Here is a 25,358-nt window from a genome sequence, read left to right on the forward strand (position 1 = left end):
CCAATGACGTCGTTGACGCTGACGCGCCCGCAAAAGGCCGCCGCCATCCTGGTGGCGATGGGCAAGCCGTCGGCCAGCCGGCTGCTCAAATTCTTCAAGCAGGAGGAGCTGAAGGCGTTGATCGAGGGCGCGCGGCTGCTGCGCACCATTCCGCAAACCGACCTGGAGCGCATCGTTGCGGAATTCGAGGCCGAGTTCACCGAGGGCGCAGGCCTGCTCGACTCGGCGGACCGGATGGACACGATCCTCAACGAATCGCTGTCGCCGGAGGAAATGAGCGCCATCATGGGCGAGAAGAAGTTCGAGCCCGCTCCTGAGGGACCGCCGCCGATCTGGCCGGATCTGGAAAAGCTCGAGCCGACGCGCCTGGGCACCTTCCTCGCCGGCGAACATCCGCAAACGTCCGCCATGGTGCTGTCGAAGCTTGCGCCGCAGACCGCGGCCAATGTGCTGCTGACGATGGAAAAGCCGATTCGCAGCCAGATCATCAAGCGCATGGTGACGATGGCCAACATTCCGGATGCGGCAGCCAGGATCGTCGAGAACCAGTTGCGCGCCAGCGTGCTTTCGCAAAAAGCGACCAGGGACACGTCGGTCGGCCAGGAGCGCGTCGCCAGCGTGCTCAACGAGATGGCCAAGCCCGAGCTCGACGAACTCATGCAGGACCTGGAGGAAGCCGGCACGCCGGATCTGGCCGGGGTCAGGTCGCGGCTGTTTGCCTTCGACGACTTGCCGCTGCTCGCCCAGAAGGCGCGCGTGCTTCTGTTCGACGGACTGTCGACGGAGCTCGTCACACTGGCTTTGCGCGGCGCGCCGGCGGAGCTTACCGAATCCGTGCTGTCGGCGATCGGCGCACGCTCGCGCCGCATCATCGAATCCGAGCTCGGACAGGGATCGGAAGGTATCGCGCTGGACGACATCATGGCGGCGCGAAAGACGATCGCCGTGGCGACCATTCGTCTCTCGCGGCAGGGAGCGTTCGAGCTTCCCTCGATGCAGACCACTGCCGAAGCCGCCTGACGACAGCAATGCGGTCAGGGCATCATGGCTGAGGCGGTCGACAAGGATTCCAAAACCGAGGAAGCCACAGAAAAGAAGATCCGCGACACGATCGAGCAGGGCAAGCTGCCTCACTCGCGCGAGACGGCGATCTTCGCTTCCTTCCTCGCCATACTGGTGTTCAGCGTCTTTTACGCCAAGGACGCCATCGTCAATCTCGGCATGTTCCTCGCCATGTTCCTGGAAAAGCCGGAAGCCTGGCCGATGGACACCGAGACCGACGTCATCGAGCTCTACAAGACCGTGCTGTTCGAAATCGGCCGCGCCGTCGTCAGCCTGCTGGTGCTGCTGGTGGTCGCCGGCGTCGGCGCTTCAGTGTTCCAGAACATCCCGCAATTCGTCGGCGAACGGATCCGGCCGCAGCTGTCGCGCATTTCGATCGCCAAGGGCTGGAGCCGCCTGTTCGGCGCGCAAGGCTTCGTCGAATTCGCCAAGTCGCTGGCCAAGCTTGCCTTCGCCATCGCCGTGCTCGCCTTCACGCTGTCGGAAGATCACCGCAGGCTGCTCGCCGGCATGATCACCAACCCGGTGTCGTTCGGCATGGTCATCCGCGGCATCTTCGTCGACATATTGGTGGCGATCGTGTTCGTCATGGGGGTGGTCGCGGTCGCCGACATCGTCTGGTCGCGCTTCCACTGGCGGCGCGACCTGCGCATGACCAAGCAGGAAGTGAAAGACGAGCTGAAGCAGTCGGAAGGCGATCCGATCGTGAAGTCGCGCCTGCGCTCGCTGGCGCGTGACCGGGCGCGGCGGCGCATGATGACGGCGGTGCCGCGCGCGACGCTCGTCATCGCCAATCCGACGCACTATTCCATCGCGCTGAAATATGTGCGCGAAGAGGACTCCGCTCCGCTGGTGCTCGCCAAGGGCCAGGATCTGGTGGCGCTGAAAATCCGCGAGATCGCGAGAGAGCACAACATCCCGATCTTCGAGGACGTGGCGCTTGCCCGCTCCATGTACAAGCAAGTTTCAGTTGATAGCGTGATCCCGTCGCAATTCTACCAGGCGGTCGCCGAATTGGTGCGGATCGTCTACTCGAAGAAGGCCGAGCGAAAAGTAACCCAATGATCGGACGCTGTTTCTATCCATGAACCGGCAACCATACGCCAATTCACGCGAGCAGATCGTCGCCAATGCCATCCAGGACGTGGTGGGCGAGCTGCGCCTGATCGAGGTCGCGGATTATATCGCCTTTATCCGGCTGGAGCATTTCGCCTGCCTGTCGGACCTGGTGGACTCGGCTGCGGAGCTCTATTTCCAGCCGGGCACGCTCAGGCTCGGTCATGGCGGCGAAGCGCATGTCGAGTGGAGCGGCAGCCCGCGCATCGTGCTCGATCTCGAGCTTCGGCCGCGCGGCGTAACCGTCTATTTCCAGCTGATGCTGACCGGGCAGGGCACGTCCGTGATCGTCAATTACGTCTCTTTCGAGAAGCCGGGCGAGACGCCGGAGCACAACACCGCCCTGCTCGAGGACGCGATCGACGAGGCGCGCATCCGGAGGACCGAGCCGCTCGCTTTTCCCTGACGATGTTTCAGGTCTCGGCGCCTGGCCTGGGCGAGCTACTCGATCAGGCCAAGCCGCAGCGCCTTCGCGACCGCCTGGTTGCGGTTGACAGCGTTGAGCTTCTGCGTCGACTGGGTGAGATACTGGTTGGCGGTGTGCACCGACAGTTTCAGGAGCTTCGCGATCTCCTCGCTGGTGTTGCCGTTGGCGGTCAGCTTCAGGCATTCGAGTTCGCGCTTGGAAATGGCGCGCGTCCTGCCGGTTTCGCTTGGACGGATGCGGGCGACCGACGCAAACAGGGCAAAGCAGCGCGCGTGGATTTCACATAGCGTGTCGTCCGAAAGGGTCATATCCGGCCCCAGGAAGACGACCAGCCCGCACTGGCCGCGCTCCGCATGCACCGGAAAGGCGATGCCGTCGGTGCCGGGCGCCAGCGGCGCGGTCGGTTCGGACCATGCCAGGCTCTCCAACCTCTGCTGCGAAACGGCCATGCCGCTGTCGGCCCACCAGCGCGGCGTCGTCGAGATGCGGCTGTGGCGCACCATTTCCTCGCCGCTGGCGCCCGAGATGAATTTGGTGGTGAGGCCGGTCGACGGATAATCCGAATCGAAGCAGGCGACCAGGCGCGCTCGCTCCAGCGAGGGGCTGACGAAGAACAGTCCGAAACCAGAAGCGTTGATATCGACCGCGATCCAGCGGCAGCGGCGCACGGCGTCCGGAATGGTCACCGCGTGATGCGTCTCCGATCCGAGCGAGAAGGCGCCGAACGGATTGCGCTGCTCGTTGAAAAGGGCGGCAGCGGCCTCTTTGATCTGTGCGTGCTTCAAATGATGCCGCTCCTGATCGCGGTCGCAATCGCCATCGCCCGGTTCGAGGCCGCGAATTTCTGGATGGCATGCGTGATGTAGCTGTTGACGGTGTTCGACGAGACGCCAAGGATGAGGGCCACCTCGTCGGTGGTCTTGCCCTCCGATACCCAGAACAGGCATTCGCGCTCGCGGTCCGACAGCGGATCCTGCATGGATGCCGCGGCGATCAATTGCGGGATGCTGGACAGCGCGTAGCAGCATTTCAGCTGCGCCTTCATCAGGGCCGTAAGGTCGATCTTGCCGGGCTCGGCGGCGGAAAACAGCACGAAAAGACGCTGGCGGCCGACATTGAGCCTGAGCGAATAGATCTCGGCGTGGCCGAGCACATCGAGCAGACGCGCTTCCTCGCCGCTCAGTAGCGCGCCGGCATCGGGCGCATGAGCCGCGACCAATGGCTTGGGACGTACGCCCGGCGCTGCCGTCAGCGGGCCGAGCGCAAGATTGGCGATCAGCCTCTTGCCGATCAGCTCGATGGCGTCGAAAATCCAGTTCGACGACACGATACGCGCGTCGTTTCGATCCTGATCGTGCACCATGGCGACCAGCATATAGCTGTCGGCGCCGATATCGGCTGAAAGCTGCATGAAGAAACTGGTGAGATCGCCGCGCGACGCCAGGCGCGAGCCTGAAGCGTCGGATTGAAGAAGCACGGCGGGACTGCTCATTTTGATATTCTGACCGGAATCGATCCTTGCGCCCGGTGCTGGCATTGGCCAGCGCTCGGACCCGAAACGCGTCACGTTTACGAAGACACACTCACGGGCGCGCACAGCGCCCAACCGAGCCGAATCCTTACAGGGAACGCGAAGCCGTCCGCGTCTGGTACCGGCAGGACGCCGGAACTTGAGACTTTGGGTGGTCGCCGCGCCCCCCGTGGACCGGCTGATTCGGGTCTAATCTACCCGCAGATGAATCCGACATCAAACGCGATTTGACAAAATCGAATCCGCTGGACTCGTGTTGCGACTCAGCGGCTGCTCATCGCGTTGCTTGGGGGTGGCTTCAGAGCTGAATCGAGCCGATGATTTCCCGGTGACGTCCGTTGCAGGCGGAAGCGCGTCCTTTCAATCAGATATGGCTCAGAGGTCCTCGAAGCCGGTCAGCACGCCGACGGCGTTGATGCCGATTTCCTCAACCGCGTAGCCGCCTTCCATGACGAACAGCGTCGGCAGGCCGAGCTTGGCGATGCGGCGGCCGATCTTGGGATAGTCTTCGCTCTTCAGCTTGAACTGGCTGATCGGATCCTTCTCGAAGGTGTCGACGCCGAGCGAGACCACGACCACGTCCGGCGCATAGACGGCAAGCTTGGTGCAGGCGTCTTCCAGCGCCGCGTTCCAGCCGTCCCAGTCGGTGCCGAAGGGCATCGGGTAGTTGATGTTGAAGCCTTCGCCTTCATCCTCGCCGCGCTCGTCGGCATGGCCGAGGAAGAAGGGGTACTCGACCATCGGATCGCCATGCAGGTTGAGCACCTGGACGTCGCCGCGGCGATAGAAAATCTCCTGCGTGCCATTGCCGTGGTGGTAATCGACATCGAGAATCGAGACACGGCTTGCGCCCTGGTCGCGGAACCATTGCGCGACGACGGCGGCGTTGTTGATGAAGCAGTAGCCGCCCATGAAGGCAGCGCCGGCGTGGTGGCCGGGCGGGCGGCAGAGCGCGAAGGCGGTCCGCTCGCCGCCCTTGACCAGGGCGGCCGCCGTCAGCGCGACGTCATAGGATGACTTGATCGCCTTCCATGTGCCTTCGACGAAAGTGGCGCCGGCATCGAAGGAATAGTAGCCGAGCAGGGCGTCAATGCGCTTCGGCGGGACATCGCCGCGCAGGCCGCGCGTCGGCCAGGTGAAGCCCATCGCCGAGCCCTTGAAGCCGGCGGCGACCCATTCCGGCCAAACCGTCGGCAGGAAATCGATGTAGTGCGCTTCATGCACGCGCTTGGCGGCGGCAAGGTCGTGCTCGACCGGCCCGATGATCGGCCCCAGCTTCTCGCTTTCCACCCTTGCCTTGATGAATTCGGCCCGCGAGGGCTTCTCGAAACCCGGCACGATCGCCGAGGTGACCAGTTCCATCTGGCTGGCGTGACCGGCGTGAAGCGGCGAAAAAACTGTCTTCATTTTGGGAGTTGGCTCGCTGTTCGAGTTCTGGTTACGGGGCCTCAAACAGCTTTGTGGCAGAGAGTTCCGGCGCCGCCAAGGGGCATTTCAAATTTGTCGTTCGGGCCAGCATGGGACGGCTTGCCAGGCGCCAATACTCTGCTAGCCTAGGCACAAATGGGAGAAAATGATGCCGCAAACGGCCGATCTTATCGTCGAGAACGCCAGCATATTGACGATGGATCCGGATACCCCCGCCGCCCAGGCCATTGCCATCAAAGGTGATAAGATTATTGCGATCGCAGATCGCGATAGCGTCCGCGACTGCAAAGGCCCTGCCACTCGTGTCGTCGATGCTCAGGGCGGCTCCGTCCTGCCGGGCTTCATCGAAGCGCACATGCATTTGTTCGGCGGCGCGGCCGAGCTCGACAATCTGCATCTTGCAGGCGTGCAGGGCTTCGACGCGCTTCGCGACGCGATCCAGGGCTTTGCGGCGAAGCGTCCGAAAGCTGGGCTGCTGATCGGCGCCGGTGTAGACTATGCGATCCTGCCCGAGCCGGTGACCCGCCATCACCTCGACCGCATCATTCCCGACCGGCCCTTCGCCATGTCGGCCTCCGACCATCACACGATGTGGGCGAACACCAAGGCGCTGGAAGAGGCCGGCCTGCTGCATGGCAAGCAGGTGGGACCAGGCAACGAAATCGTCATGGGCGCGGACGGGCTTGCCGCCGGCGAGTTGCGCGAAGGCGAGGCGTTCGGTCCCGTGCTCGACCATTTCGGCGCGAACCGGACACGGCTCGGCCTCCAAGGTGCGGAGCCGGATCCCTATCCGTCGGCAGCGGAGCTTGCCGCCGACCGCGACCTCATGCATCGCGGGCTTGAGTGGTGCGCAAAGCACGGCATCACCTCGATCCAGAACATGGACGGCAACCTCTACCAGCTCGAGCTGCTCGCCGGGCTGCAAGAGGAAGGACGGCTCATCTGCCGCACCAAGATCCCGTTCCACTTCAAGAATTTTATGAAGCTGGACATGCTGGAAAAAGCCTCGCGCATGGCGGCGGCGTACAATTCCGAGTGGCTGTCGTCCGGCATGGTCAAGGTCTTCTACGACGGGGTGCTGGATTCCTGGACCGCGGTGATGGTCGACGATTATGCCGACCGTCCGGGCTGGCGCGGCGAGCCGCTTTTTTCCCCCGAGCATTTCGCCGAGGTTGCGGCCGAAGCCGACAGGCGCGGCCTGCAGATCGCCGTTCATTCGATCGGAGACGGAGCGGTGCGCGCCGTGCTCGACGGTTACCAGGCGGCAGCGAAGAAAAACGGCAGGCGCGACAGCCGGCACCGCATCGAGCACATCGAAGTGATCACCCCGTCCGATGTGCCGCGTTTCGCCGAGCTCGGCGTGCTCGCCTCGATGCAGCCGCCGCATCCGCCGGGCGCGATGAATTTCCCGCTGGAGCCGACGATCTCGCGCATCGGCCGCGATAAGTGGCCGCTGAGCTATGCCTGGCGCACCTTGAAGAATGCCGGCGCGCGGGTCGTCTTCGCATCCGACTGGCCGGTCTCGCCGGTTGACCCGATCCTGGGCATCCAGGCGGCGGTCTTGCGCAAACCTTGGGCAGAAGGCCTGCCGGACCAGAGCTTCTCGCTGCATGAAGCGATTGCCGGCTACACGGTCGAAGGCGCCTATGCCGAGTTCATGGAACACCGCAAGGGGCGCCTGAAGCCCGGATACCTCGCCGATATCGTGGTTTTGTCGGCCGATATCGAGAAGACGGCGCCGGAGGCGCTGCACACCGTGCGGCCGGTTACCACCATCTGTGGCGGCAAGATCACTTTCCAAGCTTAGATTGTCCAGGCCTGAGGCTGGCATGGGTATTGCGTTAAAAAAACGAGTAGCAGCTCCGCAGTTGCCAAGCCGGTCGGCTTATGGTGACAATCAAACAGGAACGCACCTGCCGCCAAGAGCAGGCTCTCTCAATGGGGTAATCGTGCCGGAACAACCGGGTAAGAACGCGATCGAAGTTCGCGGCGTACGAAAAGTGTTTGGAACCGGTGAAAACCAGGTAGCGGCTCTCGACACGGTGTCCGTCTCGATCCGCGAGAACGAGTTTTTCACGCTGCTCGGCCCGTCCGGATGCGGAAAGACGACGCTGTTGAGACTGATTGCCGGCTTCGATTTCCCAAGCGCCGGCGAAATCATGCTGCACGGCCAGGACATCGCGCCGTTGCCGCCGTTCAAGCGACCCGTCAACACCGTCTTCCAGAGCTACGCGCTGTTCCCGCATATGACGGTGGCGCAGAACATCGGCTTCGGTCTGGAGATGCTCGGCAAGCCCAAGGGCGAAATCGAGGCACGGGTCGCTCAGATGCTGAAACTGGTCAAGATGGAGGCGCTCAAGGCGCGCCGCACCAGCCAGATATCGGGCGGCCAGCAGCAGCGCGTGGCGCTCGCCCGGGCGCTCGGGCCACAGCCGAAGGTGCTCTTGCTCGACGAGCCGCTCTCGGCGCTCGACTACAAGCTGCGCAAGGAGATGCAGATCGAACTGAAGCGTCTGCAGCACGAGACCGGCATCACCTTCATCTTCGTCACTCACGACCAGGAAGAAGCGCTGACCATGTCAGACCGCATCGCGGTGATGTCGGCCGGCAAGATCCTCCAGGTCGGCACGCCGCGCGACATCTATGATCGCCCCGCCGAGCGCTTCGTCGCCGACTTCATCGGCGAGACGAATTTCTTGGCCGGCACGGTGGTGTCGAAGAAGCCAGGGATGGCGACGGTCAAATTCGCCAGCAACGCGACGATCGCCGCCGGCTATCCGGAGGGCTTCGATCCGACAGGCGAGGTGACGCTGGTGGTGCGCCCCGAGCATGCCGACCTGGTGCCCGATCCGGCCAAGGGCACGATCGCTGGCACGCTCTCCAACATCGTCTATTTCGGCACCGATACGCATTATCACGTGAGGCTCGATGGCGGTGAAAACTTCATCGTGCGCCATCAGAACAGCCGCTCGTCTCCGGTGACCTACGAGACCGGCGCCAAGGTCGGCATCCAGTTCGAGGAGGGCGCCGCGCGCGTCCTGAAAGACTGATGACGACAGCCACGCTCTCCCCGACCATGCCTTCCAAGGCCGCGTTGTTCGAAGCCCAGGCGGTGAAAGCCGGCGCGCGACGCAACCGCCTGCTGTCGCTGCCGGCGCTGCTCATCATCGGCATTTTCGGCGTGCTGCCGCTTTTGATCATCTGCGTCTATTCGTTTCTGGCCGCCGCGCCCTATGGCGGCGTGCAGTGGCGGTTCTCGACCGACGCCTATCTGAACTTCCTGTTCCAGCGCGACATCTTCGACGACACCCTCCAGTTCACGCCGGACTTCCTGATCATCTATCTGCGCTCGTTCCTGTTCGCGGTAGTGACGACGATCATCTGCCTGCTGCTTGGATTTCCGACGGCCTATTTCATGGCGACGCGACCGCCGGCGCAACGCAACTGGTGGGTGCTTCTGATCACCATCCCGTTCTGGTCGAACCTTTTGGTCCGCACGCTGGCGATCATGTTCATCATCCGCGACGAAGGGCTGATCAATAACGCGCTGCTGGGGCTCGGCGTGATCGATAAGCCGATCACCATGCTCTACACCAATTTCGCCATCCAACTCGGCCTGCTCTATGCCTTTCTGCCGTTCATGGTGCTGCCGCTCTATTCCAGCCTCGAGAAGCTCGATTTCCGGCTGATCGAGGCGGCCTACGACCTCTATGCGACGCGCCGCCAGGTGTTGTGGCGGGTGATCATCCCGCTGTCGAAGCCCGGCATCATCGCCGGCTGCCTGCTCGTCTTCATCCCGGCGCTCGGCGCTTATGTCACGCCGCTGATCCTCGGCGGGGGCGTCCACCTGATGATCGGCGATCTCATCGCCCAGCAATTCGGATCGGGGCGCAACTGGCCGCTCGGCTGCGCGCAGGCGCTGATCCTGATGGCCGCGGTGCTGGTGGCGCTGTTCTTCTACGTCCGCAATACGTCGGGGAAGGTGCAGCATGGCTGAGCCGCGCAGCATCGACATCAAGGAGCAGCCGGGCTTCCGCTCGATTGCTGTCATCTGCCTGCTGGTGCTCTACGTGCCGGTGCTGATCCTGATGATCTTCTCGCTGAACAGCGGCTCGCTGGTCACGCATTGGGAGGGCGTCACGCTCGGCTGGTACGGCAGCGCATTGCGCAACGAGGAATTCCACAACGCTGCCCGCAACACGCTGATCATCTCGATCAGCGCCACGATAATCTCTACCGTGTGCGCGACGCTCGCGGCGATCGGCATGACAAGGGTGAAGCCGTGGCGCGGGCTGGCGGCGGCCTTCATGGTCATCAATCTGCCACTGATGGTGCCGGAAATCATCACGGCGGTGGCGACGCTCTCCTTCTTCGCGCTGATCGCCGGCACGTTCGGGCTGAATTTCGGCATCGGCAATCTGATCCTGGCCCACACCGTGTTCTGCATTCCGTTCGCCTACATGCCGATCCGGGCGCGGCTGGAAGACATGGACCTGACGCTGGAATATGCCGCCGCCGACCTTTACGCGACGCCGTGGAAGGCCTTCAGGCGCATCACGCTGCCGTTGCTTGTTCCCGGCATCATGTCGGGCGCGGCACTCGCCTTCATCGTCTCATTCGACGATTTCACCATCACCCAGCTCGTCGCCGGCCCCGGCCAGACGACTTTGCCCCTCTATATCTGGAACCAGATCCGGCGGCCGATGACGCCGGAGATCAACGCCATCTCCACCATCCTGCTTTTGGTGTCGATCCTGTTCGTCTCGGTCTCGTTCCTGATCGCGCGGCGACGCGCCAAATGATCCGTGAGCTCCACCACAAAACAATGGGAAGGCAAGGAGAACATTAAATGTCTGGAAAACTGATGGCGGCCGTTTCCGCGGCCGTGCTGTTATGGGCCGTTCCGGCGCTCGCCGACGGCGAATTGCATATCTACAACTGGGGCGACTACACCAACCCCAAGCTGATCGAGAAGTTCGAAAAGCAGTACAACGTCAAGGTGACGCTGGACGACTACGATTCCAACGAAACCATGCTGTCCAAGGTGCGCGCCGGCAATTCCGGCTACGACATCGTCGTGCCGTCCGACTACACCGTGAAGATCATGATCGAGGAGGGCCTGCTCGAAAAGACCGAGCCCAACGCGATGCCGAACGGCAAGAACATCGATCCGCGCTTCCTCGATATCTACTGGGACTCCGGACGCCATTACACCGCGCCGTGGCAATTCGGCACGACGGCGTTCTCCGTCAATACGGATAAGTTCAAGGGCGACATCAACACGCTGGCCATCCTGTTCAACCCGCCGGACGAACTGAAGGGCCAGATCAACGTGCTCGACGACGTCAACACCGTCATGCACGCGGCCGAGCGCTATGCCGGCGTGCCGCGCTGCGGCGCTGACAAGGCCAGCCTGAAAAAGATCAACGATATACTGATGGCCGCCAAGCCGTCATGGAAGACCTTCAGCTACGACACGATCACCAAGATCACTTCCGGCGACGTGATCGTGACAGAACAGTGGAATGGTGCGGCTTACCGCTCGCGTCAGAAGATCCCGGCGATCAAATATGCCTATCCGAAGGAAGGCATCGAGGGCTGGATGGACAATGTCGCCGTGCTGAAGGGCGCCAAGAACCTGGAGAACGCCAAGCTCTTCCAGGATTTCGTCATGGCGCCTGAGAACGCGGCGCTGATCTCCGAGTATGCCGGTTACGACAATGGCATCGCCGGCAGCCACAAATTCCTGCCGGCGGAGTTCGCCAACTCGCCGGAAATCAGCCCGCCAGCCGGTTCGCCGACGCCGGAATTCGTGCCGCCGTGCCCGCCAGATGTGGTGGAGATCTACAACAAGATCTGGACCAACCTGCGCAAGTAACTGAGCGGGAACGCATGAAGGGAGGGGAGGCTCCGGCCTCCCTTTCTTATGTGCAGGGAGGATTGATGACATCTTACCGCAACTCCGATCCGCGGCCGCCGATCATGCAGGGCTCGCCGCCGGCCATGGCTCTGCCGAAGCTCGACTGGGATCGGCCACCGTGGAACCGCTGGGCCTTCCAGCACGTGCGTGAGTTTTTGCCGACCGTCGAGGTCTGGCGCGGCCAAGGTCATCGCCGTCGGCTCGAGCGCGCCGAGGTCGATCTCGACGACCTGGCGGTGGCGGATAGCGAGGGCCGGCCGACAACGCTCGCCGGCTTGCTCGACGAGACCTACACGGACGGTTTCCTGGTGTTGAAGGACGGCACGGTCGCCTATGAGCGCTACTTCAACGGCATGGACGAGCGCACGCTGCATCTGTCGCAATCGATGGCAAAGTCGGTCACGGGATCGGTGTTCGGCATCCTGGTCGGGCGCGGCCTGATCGACCCGGCCAGGCTGGTGACGGATTATCTTCCGGAGCTCGGCGAGACCGCCTGGGCGGGGGCCACCGTGCAGCAAGTGCTCGACATGACGACCGGCGTGCGCTTCTCGGAAGAGTACACGGATCGCTATTCCGAGATCGGCCAGGTCGATGTCGCCACCGGCTGGAAGCCGATCCCGCCGGGCAGCGATCCTGATTTCCGGTGGCCCGCGCATCTGTTCGAGCTGATCCTGCGGCTGAAGGACAAGGTGCGCGAACATGGCGAGGCCTTCGAGTACCGCTCGATCGAGACCGATGTGCTTGCCTTCATCATGGAGCGGGTGAGCGGCAAGCGCCTGGCGCAGCTGGTCTCGGAAGAACTCTGGCAAAAGCTCGGCGCCGACGAGAGCGCCTGTTTCACCGTCGACAGCGCCGGCTATGCGCTGGCCGATGGCGGCTTCAACGCGACGCTGCGCGATTATGGCCGCTTCGGCCAGCTCATCCTCGACAATGGCGGCGGGGTCATCCCTGCCGAGTGGATCGAGGCGACGCGCAGCGGCAAGCACGGACCGGACTTCAGCCCGAGCCTTCCGGACGGCAGCTACCGCAACCAGTTCTGGATCGAGGATCCACGCTCTCGCGCACTGATGTGCAAGGGCGTGTTCGGCCAGATGATCCATATCAGCTGGGAGCATAAGATGGTCGTCGTGAAGCTTTCGACCTATCCGGATTTCCTCAACGCCGCCTATTCGGTGGCGACGCTTAAGGCCGTGCACGCCATAGCCGCCGCGCTAGGCTGAAAGTCAGAGATAGACGACCGGGAGACAATCGTGACCGGCAACACCGCGTTCGAGACCAGATACGGCTTTGCCCGCAAGGATGTGCGGCTCGACAATTGGCGGCTGAGGCCGTTCAGCCAATGGTCGTTCCAGAATGTCGGCGAACTGGTGCCGAGCGTCCACGTTGCCGCCGCGCCCGGCGGCGAGGAAGAGGTGAAATCGCTCGGCGCGCTGCTCGAGGAGAAAGTCACCTTGGCCGGCGGCGCCGAAACAGTCGAAGCATTCCTGAAGCGCTCCGACACTGACGGGCTGACGATCCTGAAGGGCGGCAGGCTGGTCGGCGATTGGTCGGCCCCGCATATGGCGTTCGGTCAGCGCCACATCATCTTTTCGATCAGCAAGTCGGTGACGGCGATCCTCGCCGGCATCCTGCAAGGCGAGGGGTGTTCGACCCGGAAGCGCCGGTGACAGAATACATCCCCGAAGCCAAGGGCTCGGCCTATGGCGATGCGAGCGTGCGCAATGTGCTCGACATGACGGTCAGCCTCGACTTCGAGGAGGCCTATCTCGATCCGGACAGCGCCTTCGCCCGCTATCGCCGCGCGACACTGTGGAATCCGGGCGGCGGCTCGGAAAGCCTCGCTGCTTTTCTGTTGACGTTGCCGCGCCTCGCCGAGCCGCATGGGCAGACCTACCGTTATCGCTCACCCAATTCGGATATGCTGGGCATCCTGGTGGAGCGGGCATCCGGCAAACGTGTCAGCGACTTGCTCAGCGAGAAACTGTGGCTGCCGCTGGGCGCCGCGAGCGAGATGTCGGTGACGGTCGACATGGAAGGCACCGCGCGTACCGCCGGCGGCATGTCGATGACGCCGCGCGACCTTGCCCGTATCGGCGAAATGATGCGGCAGGGCGGCGCGGCCAATGGCCGCCGCATCGTGCCGGAGGCCTGGGTGCGCGACACGGTTGCCAGCGGCGGCAGCCATGAAGCCTGGCGGCGCGGTACGATGGTGTTCCTCTTCCCCAAGGGCCGCTACCGCAACAAATGGTACCAGATGGGCACGCCAAGCGGCGCCTTCTGCGGCATCGGCATTCACGGACAGTGGATCTACGTCAACCCGAGCGACGAGGTGGTCATCGCCAAGATGTCGTCGCAGCCGGAACCGGTCGACGATCAGCTTGATCTCGATGTCGTCGCCTTCTTCGAGGCCCTGAGCCGGATGGTTTGAGCCGTTCGGCTGGTCGTTCCTCGCAGCTCTTTCCTGTGGAGCTTTCCTGTCGGGTGGAGACAGCGCGGTTGGCGCAGCCGTCGTCCCGGCCTATTGTCGCCGCTCTTTTCGGCAGGAACCAGCATGGCATCGGACATCAAGCGCATCGCAGCAATCATCGCGGCCGAGATCGGCTCGCGGCCGGAGCAGGCGGCAGCCGCAATCGGGCTGCTGGACGAGGGCGCAACGGTGCCTTTCGTGGCGCGCTACCGCAAGGAGGTCACCGGCGGCCTCGACGACACGCAGTTGCGCGACCTTTCCGAGCGGCTTGCCTATCTGCGCGAGCTGGATGCGCGCCGCGACACCATCCTCGGTTCGATCCGTGAGCAGGGCAAGCTGACCGAGGACCTCGAGGCAAAAATCGCGGCGGCGACCACCAAGGCCGAGCTCGAAGACATCTACCTGCCATACAAGCCGAAGCGCCGCACCAAGGCCGAGATCGCCAGGGAACGTGGACTGGTGCCGCTGGCCGAGGCGATCCTCGCCGACCGTTCGGCGGTGCCTGCCGAGCTCGCGCTAGCCTATCTCACAGAGGAGGTTCCCGACGCCAAGGCGGCGCTCGAAGGCGCGCGCGACATCCTGTCGGAGCAGTTGGCCGAGAATGCCGATCTGGTCGGCAGGCTGCGCGCCTATATGAAGGAGCGCGCTTTCCTGCGCGCCAGGGTCGTCGACGGCAAGCAGGAGGCGGGCGCGAAATTCTCCGACTATTTCGATCATGTCGAGCGCTGGGCGAACGTGCCCAGCCATCGCGCCTTGGCCATGCTGCGTGGCCGCAACGAAGAGGTGCTGTCGCTCGACCTCGAAATCGATGCCGACGATCAATCGCCGGTCAAACCGGTCGAGCGGATGATCGCCAACGCCTATGCGATTGGTAGCACCCTGCCGGGCGACCGTTGGCTGATGGAGGTCGCCGGCTGGACCTGGCGGATAAAACTATCACTCCATCTGACGCTTGATTTGATGCGCGACCTGCGCGAGCGGGCCGAGGACGAGGCCATCCATGTCTTTGCCCGCAACCTCAAGGACCTGCTGCTCGCCGCGCCCGCCGGCTCCCGCCCCACGATGGGTCTCGATCCCGGCATCCGCACCGGCGTCAAGGTGGCTGTGGTCGACGGTACCGGCAAGCTGATGGCGACGACCACCGTCTATCCGTTTCCGCCGAAGAACGATGTGCGCGGCACGCAGGCGGAACTTGCCAGGCTCATTCGATTCCACAAGGTGGAGCTGATCTCGATCGGCAACGGCACCGGCAGCCGCGAGACCGAAAAGCTGGTGGCCGACATGCTCGCCAGCCTGCCGTCCGACGGCGGGCCGAAGCCGATCAAGGTGATCGTCAGCGAAGCCGGCGCGTCGGTCTATTCAGCCTCGGCGACGGCGGCCGCCGAGTTTCCCGACCTCGACGTGTCGCTGCGCGGCGCTGTGTCGATCGCGAGACGCCTGCAGGACCCGCTCGCCGAGCTGGTCAAAATCGAGCCGAAGTCGATCGGCGTCGGCCAGTATCAGCACGATGTCGACCAGTACCGGCTCGGCCGCTCGCTGGAGGCGGTGGTGGAGGATGCGGTCAATGCTGTCGGCGTCGACCTCAACACGGCATCGGCGCCGCTCTTGGCGCGCGTCTCGGGACTGGGGCCATCGCTTGCCGAAGCGATCGTCGCGCATCGCGACGTCGGCGGTCCGTTCGCTACGCGCCGCGATCTGCTGAACGTGGCGCGGCTTGGACCGCGCGCGTTCGAGCAGTGCGCAGGCTTCCTGCGCATCCCGAACGGCTCCGAGCCGCTCGACGCTTCATCCGTGCATCCGGAAGCCTATGGCGTGGCAAAGAAGATCGTCGCCGCCTGCGGCCGCGACGTGCGCGCGCTGATGGGCGACAGTGCCGCGCTCAAGGCACTCGACCCTCGTGTCTTCGTCGACGAGCGCTTCGGCCTGCCGACGGTACGCGACATCATCGCGGAACTGGAAAAGCCCGGACGCGACCCGCGGCCGGGCTTCAAGACGGCGACCTTTGCCGAAGGCGTCGACGACATCAAGGACCTGAAGCCCGGCATGCTGCTCGAAGGCACGGTCACCAATGTCGCCGCCTTCGGCGCCTTCGTGGACATCGGCGTGCACCAGGACGGGCTGGTGCATGTCTCGCAGCTGGCCGACCGCTTCATCAAGGACGCGCATGAGGTGGTGAAGGCCGGCGATGTCGTGAAAGTTCGGGTGGTCGATGTCGACATCAAGCGCAATCGCATCGGCCTCTCGATGCGCAAGGATGGCGGCCAGGGTGGGGCGCCTCGGGTCGGCCAGCGCGACAGCGGCGGCGGCAAGCCCGAACCGCGCTCGCCGGCGCCGCAGCGCCAGCCCGAACGGCCGGCGCAGGGTGCGTTCGGCGCGGCGCTCGCCGAGGCGATGAAGCGGAAATAGCTACCACGCCAGAACAGCCGGCTCCTTCTCAACCTGGCCCCGCAGCCAGTCGCGAAAGCTGGCAACCGGCGGATGGCCGCGCTTGGCGTGCGGCACGACGAGATAATAGGCACTGCGGCTCTGCATCGGCTTGCCCGGCGCCGGCACCAACTGGCCGCGCTGCAATTCTCCGGCGATCAGGATCTGCGGCAGCAGCGCCACGCCGAGCCCCGCCAGGCAGGCCTGCGCGACCGTGCCGAACTGCTCGAACTGCATGCCGGGGCCGGTCGGCGCGTCGAGCTCCTGATGCTCGAACCATTCGCTCCAGGCGTCGGGACGCGTTGCCATGTGCAGCAACGGCAGGCGGCCGATATCGGCCGGCGTCGCGACCTTCCGCTGCGCCAGGAATTCGGGCGCGGCGACCGGCATCACGGTCTCGCGCATCAAAAGCGTGCAATCAGCGTCCGGCCAATCAGGCATGCCGTGGTGGATTGCGGCGTCGAGCCGCTCACGCGCGAAGTCGAAGCGGCCAATGCGCGTGGCGAAATTGATCGTGATGTCCGGATGACGGGCGACGAAATCTGGAATGAGCGGCATCAGCCAGCGCGTGCCGAAGGTCGGCAGGATGGCAAGGTTGAGAACACCGCTATGCCGATTGCTCATCAATCCAAGCGCCGCATCGCGCAATTGCGCAAGTGCTGAGCGCACCGCGCCGGCATAGATTTCGCCCGCCGTGGACAGCCTGACATTGCGGCTGTCGCGTTCGAAAAGCCGGCGCCCGAACTGCTCTTCCAGCAGATTGATCTGCCGGCTGACGGCACCTTGCGTGAGATCGAGCTCGCGGGCCGCGGCGGTGAAGGAGCCGAGACGCGCCACCGCCTCGAAGGCGGCAAGCGCGCTGATGTTTGGCAAGAGGCGACGCTGGACGTTCATGATCTATTACTATCGCTCATTGATGCTTGATGCAATTTCGTTTGATTTTTTCCAGATGGAGGCGGATAAGCCGGGCCATCCAAGATTTTACCGGGAGACCCACCTCATGGCCGCCGAGAAGAACGCCTTCGTCTGGAACGATCCCTTCCTGATCGAGGACCAGCTTTCCGAAGACGAGCGGATGGTGCGCGACGGCGCAGCGGCGTTCGCCGCCGACAAGCTGGCGCCCCGCATCGAGGAAGCCTATGCCGATGAGAAAACCGATCCCTCAATCTTCCGCGAGATGGGCGAGGCGGGCCTGCTCGGCATCACCATTCCGGAGGAATATGGCGGGCTCGGCGCCAACTACGTCACCTACGGGCTGGTGGCGCGCGAAGTCGAACGCATCGATTCCGGCTATCGCTCGATGATGAGCGTGCAGTCGTCGCTGGTCATGTATCCGATCCATGCCTACGGCTCGGAAGAGCAGCGCAAGAAGTACCTGCCGAAGCTCGCCTCCGGCGAATGGATCGGCTGCTTCGGCCTCACCGAGCCGGATGCCGGCTCCGATCCGGGCGGCATGAAGACACGGGCCGAGAAGACGGCGAACGGCTACAGGCTTTCCGGCTCCAAGATGTGGATTTCCAACGCGCCGATCGCCGACGTCTTCGTCGTCTGGGCAAAGTCGGCCGCGCATGACAACCAGATCCGCGGCTTCGTGCTGGAAAAGGGCCTGAAGGGGCTGTCGGCGCCGAAGATCGGCGGCAAGCTTTCGCTGCGAGCCTCAATCACCGGCGAGGTTGTGATGGAAGGCGTCGAGGTCGGCGAGGAGGCGCTGCTGCCCAATGTCTCGGGCCTGAAGGGACCCTTCGGCTGTCTCAACCGCGCGCGCTACGGCATCTCGTGGGGCGCCATGGGCGCGGCCGAGGATTGCTGGCACCGCGCGCGGCAGTACGGCCTCGACCGCAAGCAGTTCGGCAAGCCGCTCGCCGGCACGCAGCTCTTCCAGAAGAAGCTCGCCGACATGCAGACCGAGATCGCGCTCGGCCTGCAGGGTTCGCTGCGCGTCGGCCGGCTGATGGACGAAGGCAAGATGGCGCCGGAGATGATTTCGATCGTCAAGCGCAACAATTGCGGCAAGGCGCTCGACATCGCCCGCCAGGCTCGCGACATGCATGGCGGCAACGGCATCCAGATCGGCTATCACGTGATGCGTCATGCCCAGAACCTGGAGACGGTCAACACCTATGAGGGCACGCATGACGTGCATGCGCTGATACTGGGTAGGGCGCAGACGGGGCTTCAGGCGTTTTTCTAAGCCGGCAACGCTGCTTAAATTAGGTGCAGCGCAACATCTCTGCTTGGAGAATGCCCAGCACTTATGTCAGGGTTCGGCGATTGAAACGTCGTTCCCCGGGGCACCATGGCAATTCTGGCAGCCGTCCACCACCTGACCCATTACAAATACGACCGGCCGGTCGTTCTCGGCCCTCAGGTGATCAGGCTGCAGCCGGCGCCGCATTCGCGCACCAAGGTGCTCAGCCATTCGCTGAAGGTCGAGCCGAAGAACCATTTCGTCAACCTGCAGCAGGACCCGTACGGCAACTTCCTCGCCCGCTTCGTCTTCCCGGAGCCGGTGACGGAACTGAAGATCCAAGTCGATCTCGTCGCCGATATGACGGTCTATAATCCGTTCGATTTCTTCGTCGAGGAATCAGCCGAGAATTTCCCGTTCGAGTACCCGGAAGAGATCAGGCAAGACCTCGCCATATACCGCACGCCCGAGCCGGCCGGCCCGTTGCTGTCGGCCTTCCTGAAAACCATCGACCGCAGTCCGACAAACACGGTCAACTTCCTGGTCGGCCTCAACGCGCGGCTGCAGCGCGAAATCGCTTATATCGTGCGCATGGAGACCGGCGTCTATTCGCCGGAGGAGACGCTGGCCGCCGGCAAAGGCTCGTGCCGGGATTCAAGCTGGCTGCTGGTGCAGATCCTGCGCAACCTCGGCATCGCAGCGCGTTTTGTCTCCGGTTACCTGATCCAGTTGAAGCCGGACCTCGTCTCGTTGGACGGACCGCCTGGAACCTCGGTCGATTTCACCGACCTGCACGCCTGGTGCGAAGTCTATATTCCGGGCGCCGGCTGGATCGGTTTCGACCCGACTTCCGGTTTGCTCACCGGCGAAAGCCATGTGCCTCTGGCGGCGACGCCGCACTTCCGCAATGCCGCGCCGATCTCCGGCATGGCGAGCTTCGCCAATGTCGATTTCGGCTTCGACATGCGCGTCCAGCGCATCGCCGAGCATCCGCGCATCACCAAGCCGTTCTCGGATGAAAGCTGGGAGGCGCTCGACGCCTTGGGCAACAAGGTCGACGCGGTTTTGCGGGAACAGGATGTGCGGCTCACCATGGGCGGCGAGCCGACCTTCGTGTCGATCGATGATTTCGAGGCTGCCGAATGGAACACGGCGGCCGTCGGGCCGACCAAGCGCGACAAGGCGGATCAGCTGGTCCGGCGGCTGCGCGAGCGCTTCGCGCCGGGCGGTTTCCTCCACTACGGGCAAGGCAAGTGGTATCCGGGCGAGAGCCTGCCGCGCTGGACCTTCTCGCTCTTTTGGCGCACCGATGGCGAGCCGGTCTGGCGCGACCCGTCGCTGATCGCGCGCGAAACGAGCACCGTCTCTGTCGGGCCTGAGCAGGCCGCAAGCTTGCTCACGGCGATCGCCGCCGAGCTCGGCATCGACAAGGCGATGGTCGGCGAGGCCTATGAGGATCCGGCCGAATGGCTGCTCAAGGAAGGCAAGCTGCCGGATAATGTCGACCCGTCCAACTCGAAGCTGGAGGATCCGGAAGAGCGCAGCCGCATGGCACGTGTGTTCGAGCGCGGCCTGACCAAGCCGTCAGGCTATGTGCTGCCGGTGCAGCGCTGGAACAGCCAGGCCGCCGGGCAGCGCTGGCGTTCGGAAAAGTGGAAGACGCGGCGCGGCCGGCTGTTCCTGGTGCCGGGCGATTCCCCGGTCGGTTATCGGCTGCCGCTCGGCGCGCTGCCTTACGTGCCGCCGGGGCAATACCCCTATATCGTGCCGGTCGATCCGTCGCTGCCGCGCGCTACGCTGCCGGCGCGCGACGCTCTCTTGCCGGAACCTGCCCCAGCAGAACTTGAGGGCCCCGACGAAATGGCGCGCCGCCAGCTGGCAGCGTCCTTCACCGCGACAACGGGCCAGCAGGACCGCGTCGAGCAGGAGATCACCGAGATCGGCGGTGCGGTGCGCACGGCGCTCACCGTCGAGCCTCGTGACGGGCGGCTCTGCGTGTTCATGCCGCCGGTCGAGGCGCTTGAGGACTATCTTGAGCTGGTGGCGGCGGCCGAGAACGCGGCCAAGGCGATCGGCCTGCCGGTGCATATCGAGGGTTATGGGCCGCCGCACGACCCGCGCCTCAACGTCATCCGCGTGGCGCCCGATCCCGGCGTCATCGAGGTAAACATCCACCCGGCCGCCGACTGGCGGGAATGCGTCGCGACGACCGCGGCGATCTATGAGGAAGCCAGGCAGTCGCGGCTCGGCACCGACAAGTTCATGATCGACGGCCGTCACACCGGCACGGGCGGCGGCAATCATGTCGTTGTCGGCGGCGCGACGCCCAACGATAGTCCGTTCCTGCGCCGGCCGGACCTGTTGAAGAGCCTGGTGCTGCAATGGCAGCGGCACCCATCGCTCTCCTATCTGTTTTCCGGCCTGTTCATCGGCCCCACCAGCCAGGCGCCGCGCATCGACGAGGCACGGCATGATTCCCTCTATGAACTCGAGATCGCGCTGGCCCAGGTGCCGCATCCCGACAAGGGCGAGGCGCCGTTGCCGTGGCTGGTCGACCGGCTGTTCCGCAATCTCTTGACCGACGTGACCGGCAACACGCACCGTTCGGAAATCTGCATCGACAAATTGTTCTCGCCGGACGGTCCGACGGGACGGCTCGGTTTGGTCGAGTTCCGCGGCTTCGAAATGCCACCCAATGCCCGGATGTCGCTCGCCCAGCAATTGCTGGTCCGCGCTATCATCGCGCGGGCTTGGAAGAACCCGCTCGACGGCCGCTTCGCGCGCTGGGGCACGTCGCTGCATGACCGTTTCATGCTGCCGCATTATGTCTGGGCGGATTTCCTCGACGTGCTGGAAGATCTGAAGCTCAACGGCTTCGACTTCCGCCCGGAATGGTTCGCAGCCCAACTCGAATTTCGCTTCCCGTTCTGCGGCGAGGTGCAGCATGGCGGCGTCAAGCTGGAGCTCAGGCAGGCGCTCGAGCCCTGGCATGTGATGGGCGAGCAAGGCGCGATCGGAGGCACCGTCCGCTTCGTCGATTCGTCCATCGAGCGGCTGCAGGTGAGGACGCAAGGCCTCAATCCGGAGCGTCACGCGGTCGTCTGCAACGGCCGCATCGTGCCGATGAAGGCGACCGACAGCAGAGAGGTCGCGGTGGCAGGCGTGCGCTTCAAGGCTTGGCAGCCGGCCTCCGGCCTGCATCCGGCCCTGCCGGTCAACACGCCCCTGGTGTTCGACATCTACGACCGCTGGTCGGGCCGCTCGTTGGGGGGCTGCGTCTATCATGTCGCGCATCCGGGCGGCCGCAACTACGAGACCTTCCCGGTCAACGGCAACGAGGCGGAGGCGCGGCGGCTGGCCCGCTTCGAGCCGCGCGGCCATACGCCGGGTGCCTATGTGCTGCGTGAAGAACAAGGTTCTGAAGAGTTTCCCATGACCCTTGACCTCAGGCGACCGGCGAGATTCTGATCGAGCATGGCCAAGGGGAATCAGAAACGGGCGGGCGGCAGGCCGCGGGCGCAGAGCCTGTTGGAGCATTACCGGCCGATCGAAGGCGTCGTCGACGAGATGGTCGACGCGTCGGGCAATCCGCGCCCGGCCTGGCGGTCCTTCATCGGAGCGCTGGACGATCTGGGGGCTGAGGCGCTCGGACAGCGCTTTGCCCGCGCCGACCAATATCTGCGCGATGCCGGCGTCTACTACCGCGTCTACGACAAAGCCGGCGCCAACGAGCGCGAATGGCCGCTGGCGCATGTCCCGCTGCTGATCGACGAGAAGGAATGGGCCGAGATCAGCGCCGGCCTCGTCCAGCGCGCCGACCTGTTCGAGACGATACTGGCCGACATTTACGGGCCGAACCGGCTGATCGAGAAGGGAATCCTGCCGGCGGGGCTGATCGCGGCGAGCCCGGAATATCTGCGCCCGGTGGTCGGCGTCCGTCCGGCCAGCGGCCATTTCCTGCACATGGTCGCCTTCGAGCTTGGCCGCGGCCCCGACGGCCGCTGGTGGGTTCTGGGCGACCGCACGCAGGCGCCGTCGGGCGCCGGCTTTGCGCTGGAGAACCGCGTTGCCACCACGCGCGCCTTGTCTGACATCTATGGCGAGCTGCATGTGCATCGCCTGGCCGGCTTCTTCCGCCGCTTCCGTGATGCGCTGAACGGCATGGCGAAGGATTCCGGCGGCCGCGTCGCCATCCTGACGCCCGGACCGCTCAACGAGACCTATTACGAGCACGCCTATATCGCGCGTTATCTCGGCATTATGCTGCTCGAAGGCGAGGACCTGACGGTGTCCGGCGGCCGGCTGATGGTGCGCACGGTTTCGGGCCTGATGCCGATCGGCGTTTTGTGGCGGCGGCTCGATGCCGCTTTCGCCGATCCGCTGGAGCTCAAACCGGACTCGCAGATCGGCACGCCGGGGCTGGTCGAGGCGATCCGGCGCGGCACCGTCTCGGCCGTCAACGGGCTCGGTTCCGGCTTGGCGGAAACGCGGGCGCTGCTTTCTTTCCTGCCGCGGATCGCGCGGGAATTGCATGGCGAGGAACTCAAGCTGCCGAACATTGCGACCTGGTGGTGCGGACAGCAGGCCGAACGCGACCATGTGCTGGCCAATATTGACCGCATGGTGGTCGGCCCGGCGCTGTCGACACGGCTTGCCTTCGAGGACGATGGCGCGACCAGGCTCGGTTCGGCGCTTTCGGCCGGAGAGCGGGCGGATCTTATCGCGCGGATCGAAGCCGACGGGGTTGGCTTCGTCGGCCAGGAGGCGGTCACGCTCTCGACTACGCCGGTCTTTGCCGGCGGCCGCTTGGAGCCGCGGCCCGCCAGTCTGCGCGTCTACCTGGCGCGAACACACGAAGGCTGGACGGTGATGCCCGGCGGCTTTGCACGCGTCGGCTTCTCGCTCGACCCGACCGCGATGGCCATGCAGCGCGGCGGTCAGGCGGCGGATGTCTGGGTGGTCAGCGACAGGCCTGTCGAGCGGGAGACGTTGCTGCCGCAGGAGACCGACGGCTTCACCCGCACCATGCCCGGCAGCCTGCCGAGCCGCGCCGCGGAAAACCTGACCTGGCTTGGCCGCTATATCGAGCGCTCGGAAGACACGGTGCGGGTGCTGCGCGCTTATCACGTCAGGCTGGCGGAGACATCCGACCCCGAGATGCCGCTGCTCGCCGACATCAGAGACTATCTCGAACCGTTCGGCATCGAGGTCGAAACCGCGATCCCGCTTGGATTGATCGGCACCTTGGACAGCGCCGTCTACAGCGCCGGCCAGATCCGCGACCGCTTCTCGCCGGATGGCTGGCTGGCGCTGAAGGATCTGTCGAAGACCATCCACAAATTCGCGGAGACGGTCGCGCCGGGCGACGACGCGACGCGGGCGATGACCGTGATGCTGCGAAAGCTTGCGGGCTTCTCGGGGCTGCTGCACGAGAACATGTACCGCTTCACCGGTTGGCGCTTCCTGGAGATCGGACGCCGACTGGAACGTGGCATCCAGATCGCGCGCACGCTAGCCAGGCTGACAAAGGCAGACGCGCCCGACGGCGCACTCGACATGATGCTGGAGATCGGCGACAGCGTCATGACCCACCGCCGGCAATATCCGGTGCAGTCAGGCCGGCGCACGGCTATAGACCTCTTGGCGCTCGATCCGCTCAACCCGCGCTCGATCCTGTTCCAGTTCGAGCGGCTCAAGGCCGAGATCGGCATGCTGCCTTCCGTCGGGGGCGAGGGACATATGTCGCCCGCGGCGAAAGAAATCCTGCAGCTCAACACGGCGCTCGCCGTGATGGAGCCTCAGGACATGACCGCGAAGGTGCTGGACGATCTCGCCATTCAGATCGGCGATCTCTACAACAGTCTCGCCAAGGCCTATTTCGGATAAATGCTCTACGACGTCAGGCTTCATCTTCATTACGGCTATGCGGCTGCAGCCGGCGGCGGCAGGCACCAGGTGCGCGTGCTGCCGCAGACGATTGCCGGCGTGCAGCGGGTTATCGCCGCCTCGCTGTCGTTCCAGCCGAATCCGGCCGAGCGCGCGGATTTTTCCGATTTCTTCGGCAACAACGTCACTGCGATCGCCGTTCGCGACGCGCATGAGGAGCTCCACGTCAGGATGAGCGCCCGTGTGTCGGTGTCGCGGCCGGAAGCCGGCCTCGACGTCTCGCCCGACATTCACGGCTTGAGGGCGGAACTCGACGCGGTGCGTTCGCTGTCCGCCGAGGCGCCGCATCACTTCCTCGCCGCCAGCGACCACGCCGGCATCGATCCGGTAATCACGGCATATGCGCGGGAAAGCCTCGCCGGTTCGGCGATCGCCACGGCGGTCGATCTCTGCAATCGGATCCACCGCGATTTCACCTATGACGGCAAGGCAACCACGGTGCAGACGCGCGCCAGCGATGCCTTTGCGCTTCAGCGTGGGGTTTGCCAGGATTTCTCGCACATCATGATCGCCGGGCTGCGCGGGCTTGGTATCCCCGCCGGCTATGTCAGCGGCTTCCTGCGCACGATCCCGCCCAAGGGTAAGCCGAGGCTCGAAGGCGCCGACGCCATGCATGCATGGGTCAAGGCCTGGTGCGGGCGCGATGCCGGCTGGCAGGAATTCGATCCGACCAACGGCATGCGGGCGAGCAACGACCATATCACGGTGGGATACGGCCGCGACTATTCCGACGTGGCGCCGATTGTCGGCGTCCTGAAAATCACCGGCGAGCAGATCGGCGAGCAGGCGGTCGATGTCATCCCGGTCGCTGCCTGAAGGCGCACGATCGGTGATGCGGCTGCTTCTCAA

General features: G+C 64.3%; 18 protein-coding genes and 1 pseudogene. 15 read left to right on the forward strand and 4 right to left on the reverse strand.

Annotated features, from left to right (window positions below; translation table 11 throughout):
• The first annotated feature begins 3 nt into the window (after positions 1-3).
• Genes EOA32_RS02090 through EOA32_RS02100 form a run of 3 tightly spaced genes read left to right on the forward strand, consistent with a single transcriptional unit; the run spans position 4 to position 2,584 of the window.
• Complete coding sequence (locus EOA32_RS02090; protein WP_128370706.1) at positions 4-1,020, forward strand: flagellar motor switch protein FliG; 1,017 nt, start codon at positions 4-6, stop codon at positions 1,018-1,020.
• Between the two features lie 24 nt (positions 1,021-1,044).
• Positions 1,045-2,127, forward strand: a complete 1,083-nt coding sequence (gene flhB, locus EOA32_RS02095; protein ID WP_128370707.1) for a flagellar biosynthesis protein FlhB — start codon at positions 1,045-1,047, stop codon at positions 2,125-2,127.
• A 19-nt stretch (positions 2,128-2,146) separates the two neighbouring features.
• Positions 2,147-2,584 carry a hypothetical protein gene (locus EOA32_RS02100; protein ID WP_128370708.1) on the forward strand — a complete coding sequence of 146 codons (438 nt, stop codon included), beginning with the start codon at positions 2,147-2,149 and terminating at the stop codon, positions 2,582-2,584.
• Positions 2,585-2,619: 35 nt separating this feature from the next.
• On the opposite strand, the gene EOA32_RS02105 is transcribed toward EOA32_RS02100, so the two are convergent.
• The 3 genes from EOA32_RS02105 to EOA32_RS02115 all read right to left on the reverse strand — a co-directional run bounded on the left by EOA32_RS02105 (position 2,620) and on the right by EOA32_RS02115 (position 5,543).
• Complete coding sequence (locus EOA32_RS02105; RefSeq protein ID WP_067326107.1) at positions 2,620-3,390, reverse strand: helix-turn-helix transcriptional regulator; 771 nt, start codon at positions 3,388-3,390, stop codon at positions 2,620-2,622.
• Positions 3,387-4,097 carry a helix-turn-helix transcriptional regulator gene (locus EOA32_RS02110; RefSeq protein WP_128370709.1) on the reverse strand — a complete coding sequence of 237 codons (711 nt, stop codon included), beginning with the start codon at positions 4,095-4,097 and terminating at the stop codon, positions 3,387-3,389. Before EOA32_RS02110 ends, EOA32_RS02105 begins: the two co-directional genes overlap by 4 nt.
• 414 nt (positions 4,098-4,511) lie before the next feature.
• Positions 4,512-5,543, reverse strand: a complete 1,032-nt coding sequence (locus EOA32_RS02115; RefSeq protein WP_128370710.1) for a histone deacetylase family protein — start codon at positions 5,541-5,543, stop codon at positions 4,512-4,514.
• Positions 5,544-5,712: 169 nt separating this feature from the next.
• Here EOA32_RS02115 and EOA32_RS02120 point away from each other — a divergent pair, with 169 nt between their 5' ends.
• The 8 genes and pseudogenes from EOA32_RS02120 (at position 5,713) to EOA32_RS02155 (ending at position 16,357) form a co-directional block, all read left to right on the forward strand.
• Positions 5,713-7,371: an amidohydrolase gene (locus tag EOA32_RS02120; protein WP_128370711.1), complete on the forward strand. Its 1,659-nt coding sequence runs from the start codon at positions 5,713-5,715 to the stop codon at positions 7,369-7,371.
• Positions 7,372-7,513: 142 nt separating this feature from the next.
• Complete coding sequence (locus EOA32_RS02125; RefSeq protein WP_128370712.1) at positions 7,514-8,614, forward strand: ABC transporter ATP-binding protein; 1,101 nt, start codon at positions 7,514-7,516, stop codon at positions 8,612-8,614.
• A complete protein-coding gene (locus EOA32_RS02130; protein ID WP_082953946.1) occupies positions 8,614-9,561 on the forward strand; it encodes an ABC transporter permease in 948 nt (315 codons plus the stop codon). Before EOA32_RS02125 ends, EOA32_RS02130 begins: the two co-directional genes overlap by 1 nt.
• Positions 9,554-10,366: an ABC transporter permease gene (locus EOA32_RS02135; RefSeq protein ID WP_067002359.1), complete on the forward strand. Its 813-nt coding sequence runs from the start codon at positions 9,554-9,556 to the stop codon at positions 10,364-10,366. The genes EOA32_RS02130 and EOA32_RS02135 overlap by 8 nt, the downstream gene beginning before the upstream one ends.
• Positions 10,367-10,413: 47 nt before the next feature.
• The gene (locus EOA32_RS02140) at positions 10,414-11,442 is read left to right on the forward strand and encodes an extracellular solute-binding protein (protein ID WP_067002357.1); all 1,029 of its coding nucleotides are present in this window, start codon (positions 10,414-10,416) and stop codon (positions 11,440-11,442) included.
• A 65-nt stretch (positions 11,443-11,507) separates the two neighbouring features.
• Positions 11,508-12,704 (forward strand): serine hydrolase, encoded by a 1,197-nt coding sequence (locus EOA32_RS02145; protein ID WP_128370713.1) that lies wholly within the window; start codon positions 11,508-11,510, stop codon positions 12,702-12,704.
• Between the two features lie 30 nt (positions 12,705-12,734).
• Positions 12,735-13,912 (forward strand): annotated as a pseudogene (locus tag EOA32_RS02150) (serine hydrolase).
• A gap of 123 nt (positions 13,913-14,035) precedes the next feature.
• On the forward strand, positions 14,036-16,357 hold the full coding sequence (locus EOA32_RS02155) for a Tex family protein (protein ID WP_128370714.1): 2,322 nt from the start codon (positions 14,036-14,038) through the stop codon (positions 16,355-16,357).
• Here the strand turns inward: EOA32_RS02155 and EOA32_RS02160 are convergent, their stop codons facing one another.
• Positions 16,358-17,269, reverse strand: a complete 912-nt coding sequence (locus tag EOA32_RS02160; protein WP_067002349.1) for a LysR family transcriptional regulator — start codon at positions 17,267-17,269, stop codon at positions 16,358-16,360.
• 106 nt (positions 17,270-17,375) lie between these two features.
• On the opposite strand from EOA32_RS02160, the gene EOA32_RS02165 reads away from it, so the two are divergent.
• The 4 genes from EOA32_RS02165 to EOA32_RS02180 all read left to right on the forward strand — a co-directional run bounded on the left by EOA32_RS02165 (position 17,376) and on the right by EOA32_RS02180 (position 25,325).
• On the forward strand, positions 17,376-18,566 hold the full coding sequence (locus tag EOA32_RS02165; protein ID WP_067002729.1) for an acyl-CoA dehydrogenase: 1,191 nt from the start codon (positions 17,376-17,378) through the stop codon (positions 18,564-18,566).
• Positions 18,567-18,671: 105 nt separating this feature from the next.
• The gene (locus EOA32_RS02170) at positions 18,672-22,031 is read left to right on the forward strand and encodes a transglutaminase family protein (RefSeq protein ID WP_067002347.1); all 3,360 of its coding nucleotides are present in this window, start codon (positions 18,672-18,674) and stop codon (positions 22,029-22,031) included.
• 6 nt (positions 22,032-22,037) lie between these two features.
• A complete protein-coding gene (locus EOA32_RS02175) occupies positions 22,038-24,449 on the forward strand; it encodes a circularly permuted type 2 ATP-grasp protein (RefSeq protein ID WP_128370715.1) in 2,412 nt (803 codons plus the stop codon).
• Positions 24,450-25,325: a transglutaminase family protein gene (locus EOA32_RS02180; protein WP_067002343.1), complete on the forward strand. Its 876-nt coding sequence runs from the start codon at positions 24,450-24,452 to the stop codon at positions 25,323-25,325.
• Positions 25,326-25,358: the final 33 nt, after the last annotated feature.

It is taken from the genome of Mesorhizobium sp. M1A.F.Ca.ET.072.01.1.1 (assembly GCF_004023325.1).
Lineage (GTDB): Bacteria > Pseudomonadota > Alphaproteobacteria > Rhizobiales > Rhizobiaceae > Mesorhizobium.

Coding starts and splice junctions, on each gene's coding strand:
- EOA32_RS02090 (WP_128370706.1), top strand. CDS start 4: ATGACGTCGTTGACGCTGACGCGCCCGCAAAAGGCCGCCGCCATCCTG.
- flhB (WP_128370707.1), top strand. CDS start 1,045: ATGGCTGAGGCGGTCGACAAGGATTCCAAAACCGAGGAAGCCACAGAA.
- EOA32_RS02100 (WP_128370708.1), top strand. CDS start 2,147: ATGAACCGGCAACCATACGCCAATTCACGCGAGCAGATCGTCGCCAAT.
- EOA32_RS02110 (WP_128370709.1), bottom strand. CDS start 4,097: ATGAGCAGTCCCGCCGTGCTTCTTCAATCCGACGCTTCAGGCTCGCGC.
- EOA32_RS02115 (WP_128370710.1), bottom strand. CDS start 5,543: ATGAAGACAGTTTTTTCGCCGCTTCACGCCGGTCACGCCAGCCAGATG.
- EOA32_RS02120 (WP_128370711.1), top strand. CDS start 5,713: ATGCCGCAAACGGCCGATCTTATCGTCGAGAACGCCAGCATATTGACG.
- EOA32_RS02130 (WP_082953946.1), top strand. CDS start 8,614: ATGACGACAGCCACGCTCTCCCCGACCATGCCTTCCAAGGCCGCGTTG.
- EOA32_RS02135 (WP_067002359.1), top strand. CDS start 9,554: ATGGCTGAGCCGCGCAGCATCGACATCAAGGAGCAGCCGGGCTTCCGC.
- EOA32_RS02140 (WP_067002357.1), top strand. CDS start 10,414: ATGTCTGGAAAACTGATGGCGGCCGTTTCCGCGGCCGTGCTGTTATGG.
- EOA32_RS02145 (WP_128370713.1), top strand. CDS start 11,508: ATGACATCTTACCGCAACTCCGATCCGCGGCCGCCGATCATGCAGGGC.
- EOA32_RS02155 (WP_128370714.1), top strand. CDS start 14,036: ATGGCATCGGACATCAAGCGCATCGCAGCAATCATCGCGGCCGAGATC.
- EOA32_RS02160 (WP_067002349.1), bottom strand. CDS start 17,269: ATGAACGTCCAGCGTCGCCTCTTGCCAAACATCAGCGCGCTTGCCGCC.
- EOA32_RS02165 (WP_067002729.1), top strand. CDS start 17,376: ATGGCCGCCGAGAAGAACGCCTTCGTCTGGAACGATCCCTTCCTGATC.
- EOA32_RS02170 (WP_067002347.1), top strand. CDS start 18,672: ATGGCAATTCTGGCAGCCGTCCACCACCTGACCCATTACAAATACGAC.
- EOA32_RS02175 (WP_128370715.1), top strand. CDS start 22,038: ATGGCCAAGGGGAATCAGAAACGGGCGGGCGGCAGGCCGCGGGCGCAG.
- EOA32_RS02180 (WP_067002343.1), top strand. CDS start 24,450: ATGCTCTACGACGTCAGGCTTCATCTTCATTACGGCTATGCGGCTGCA.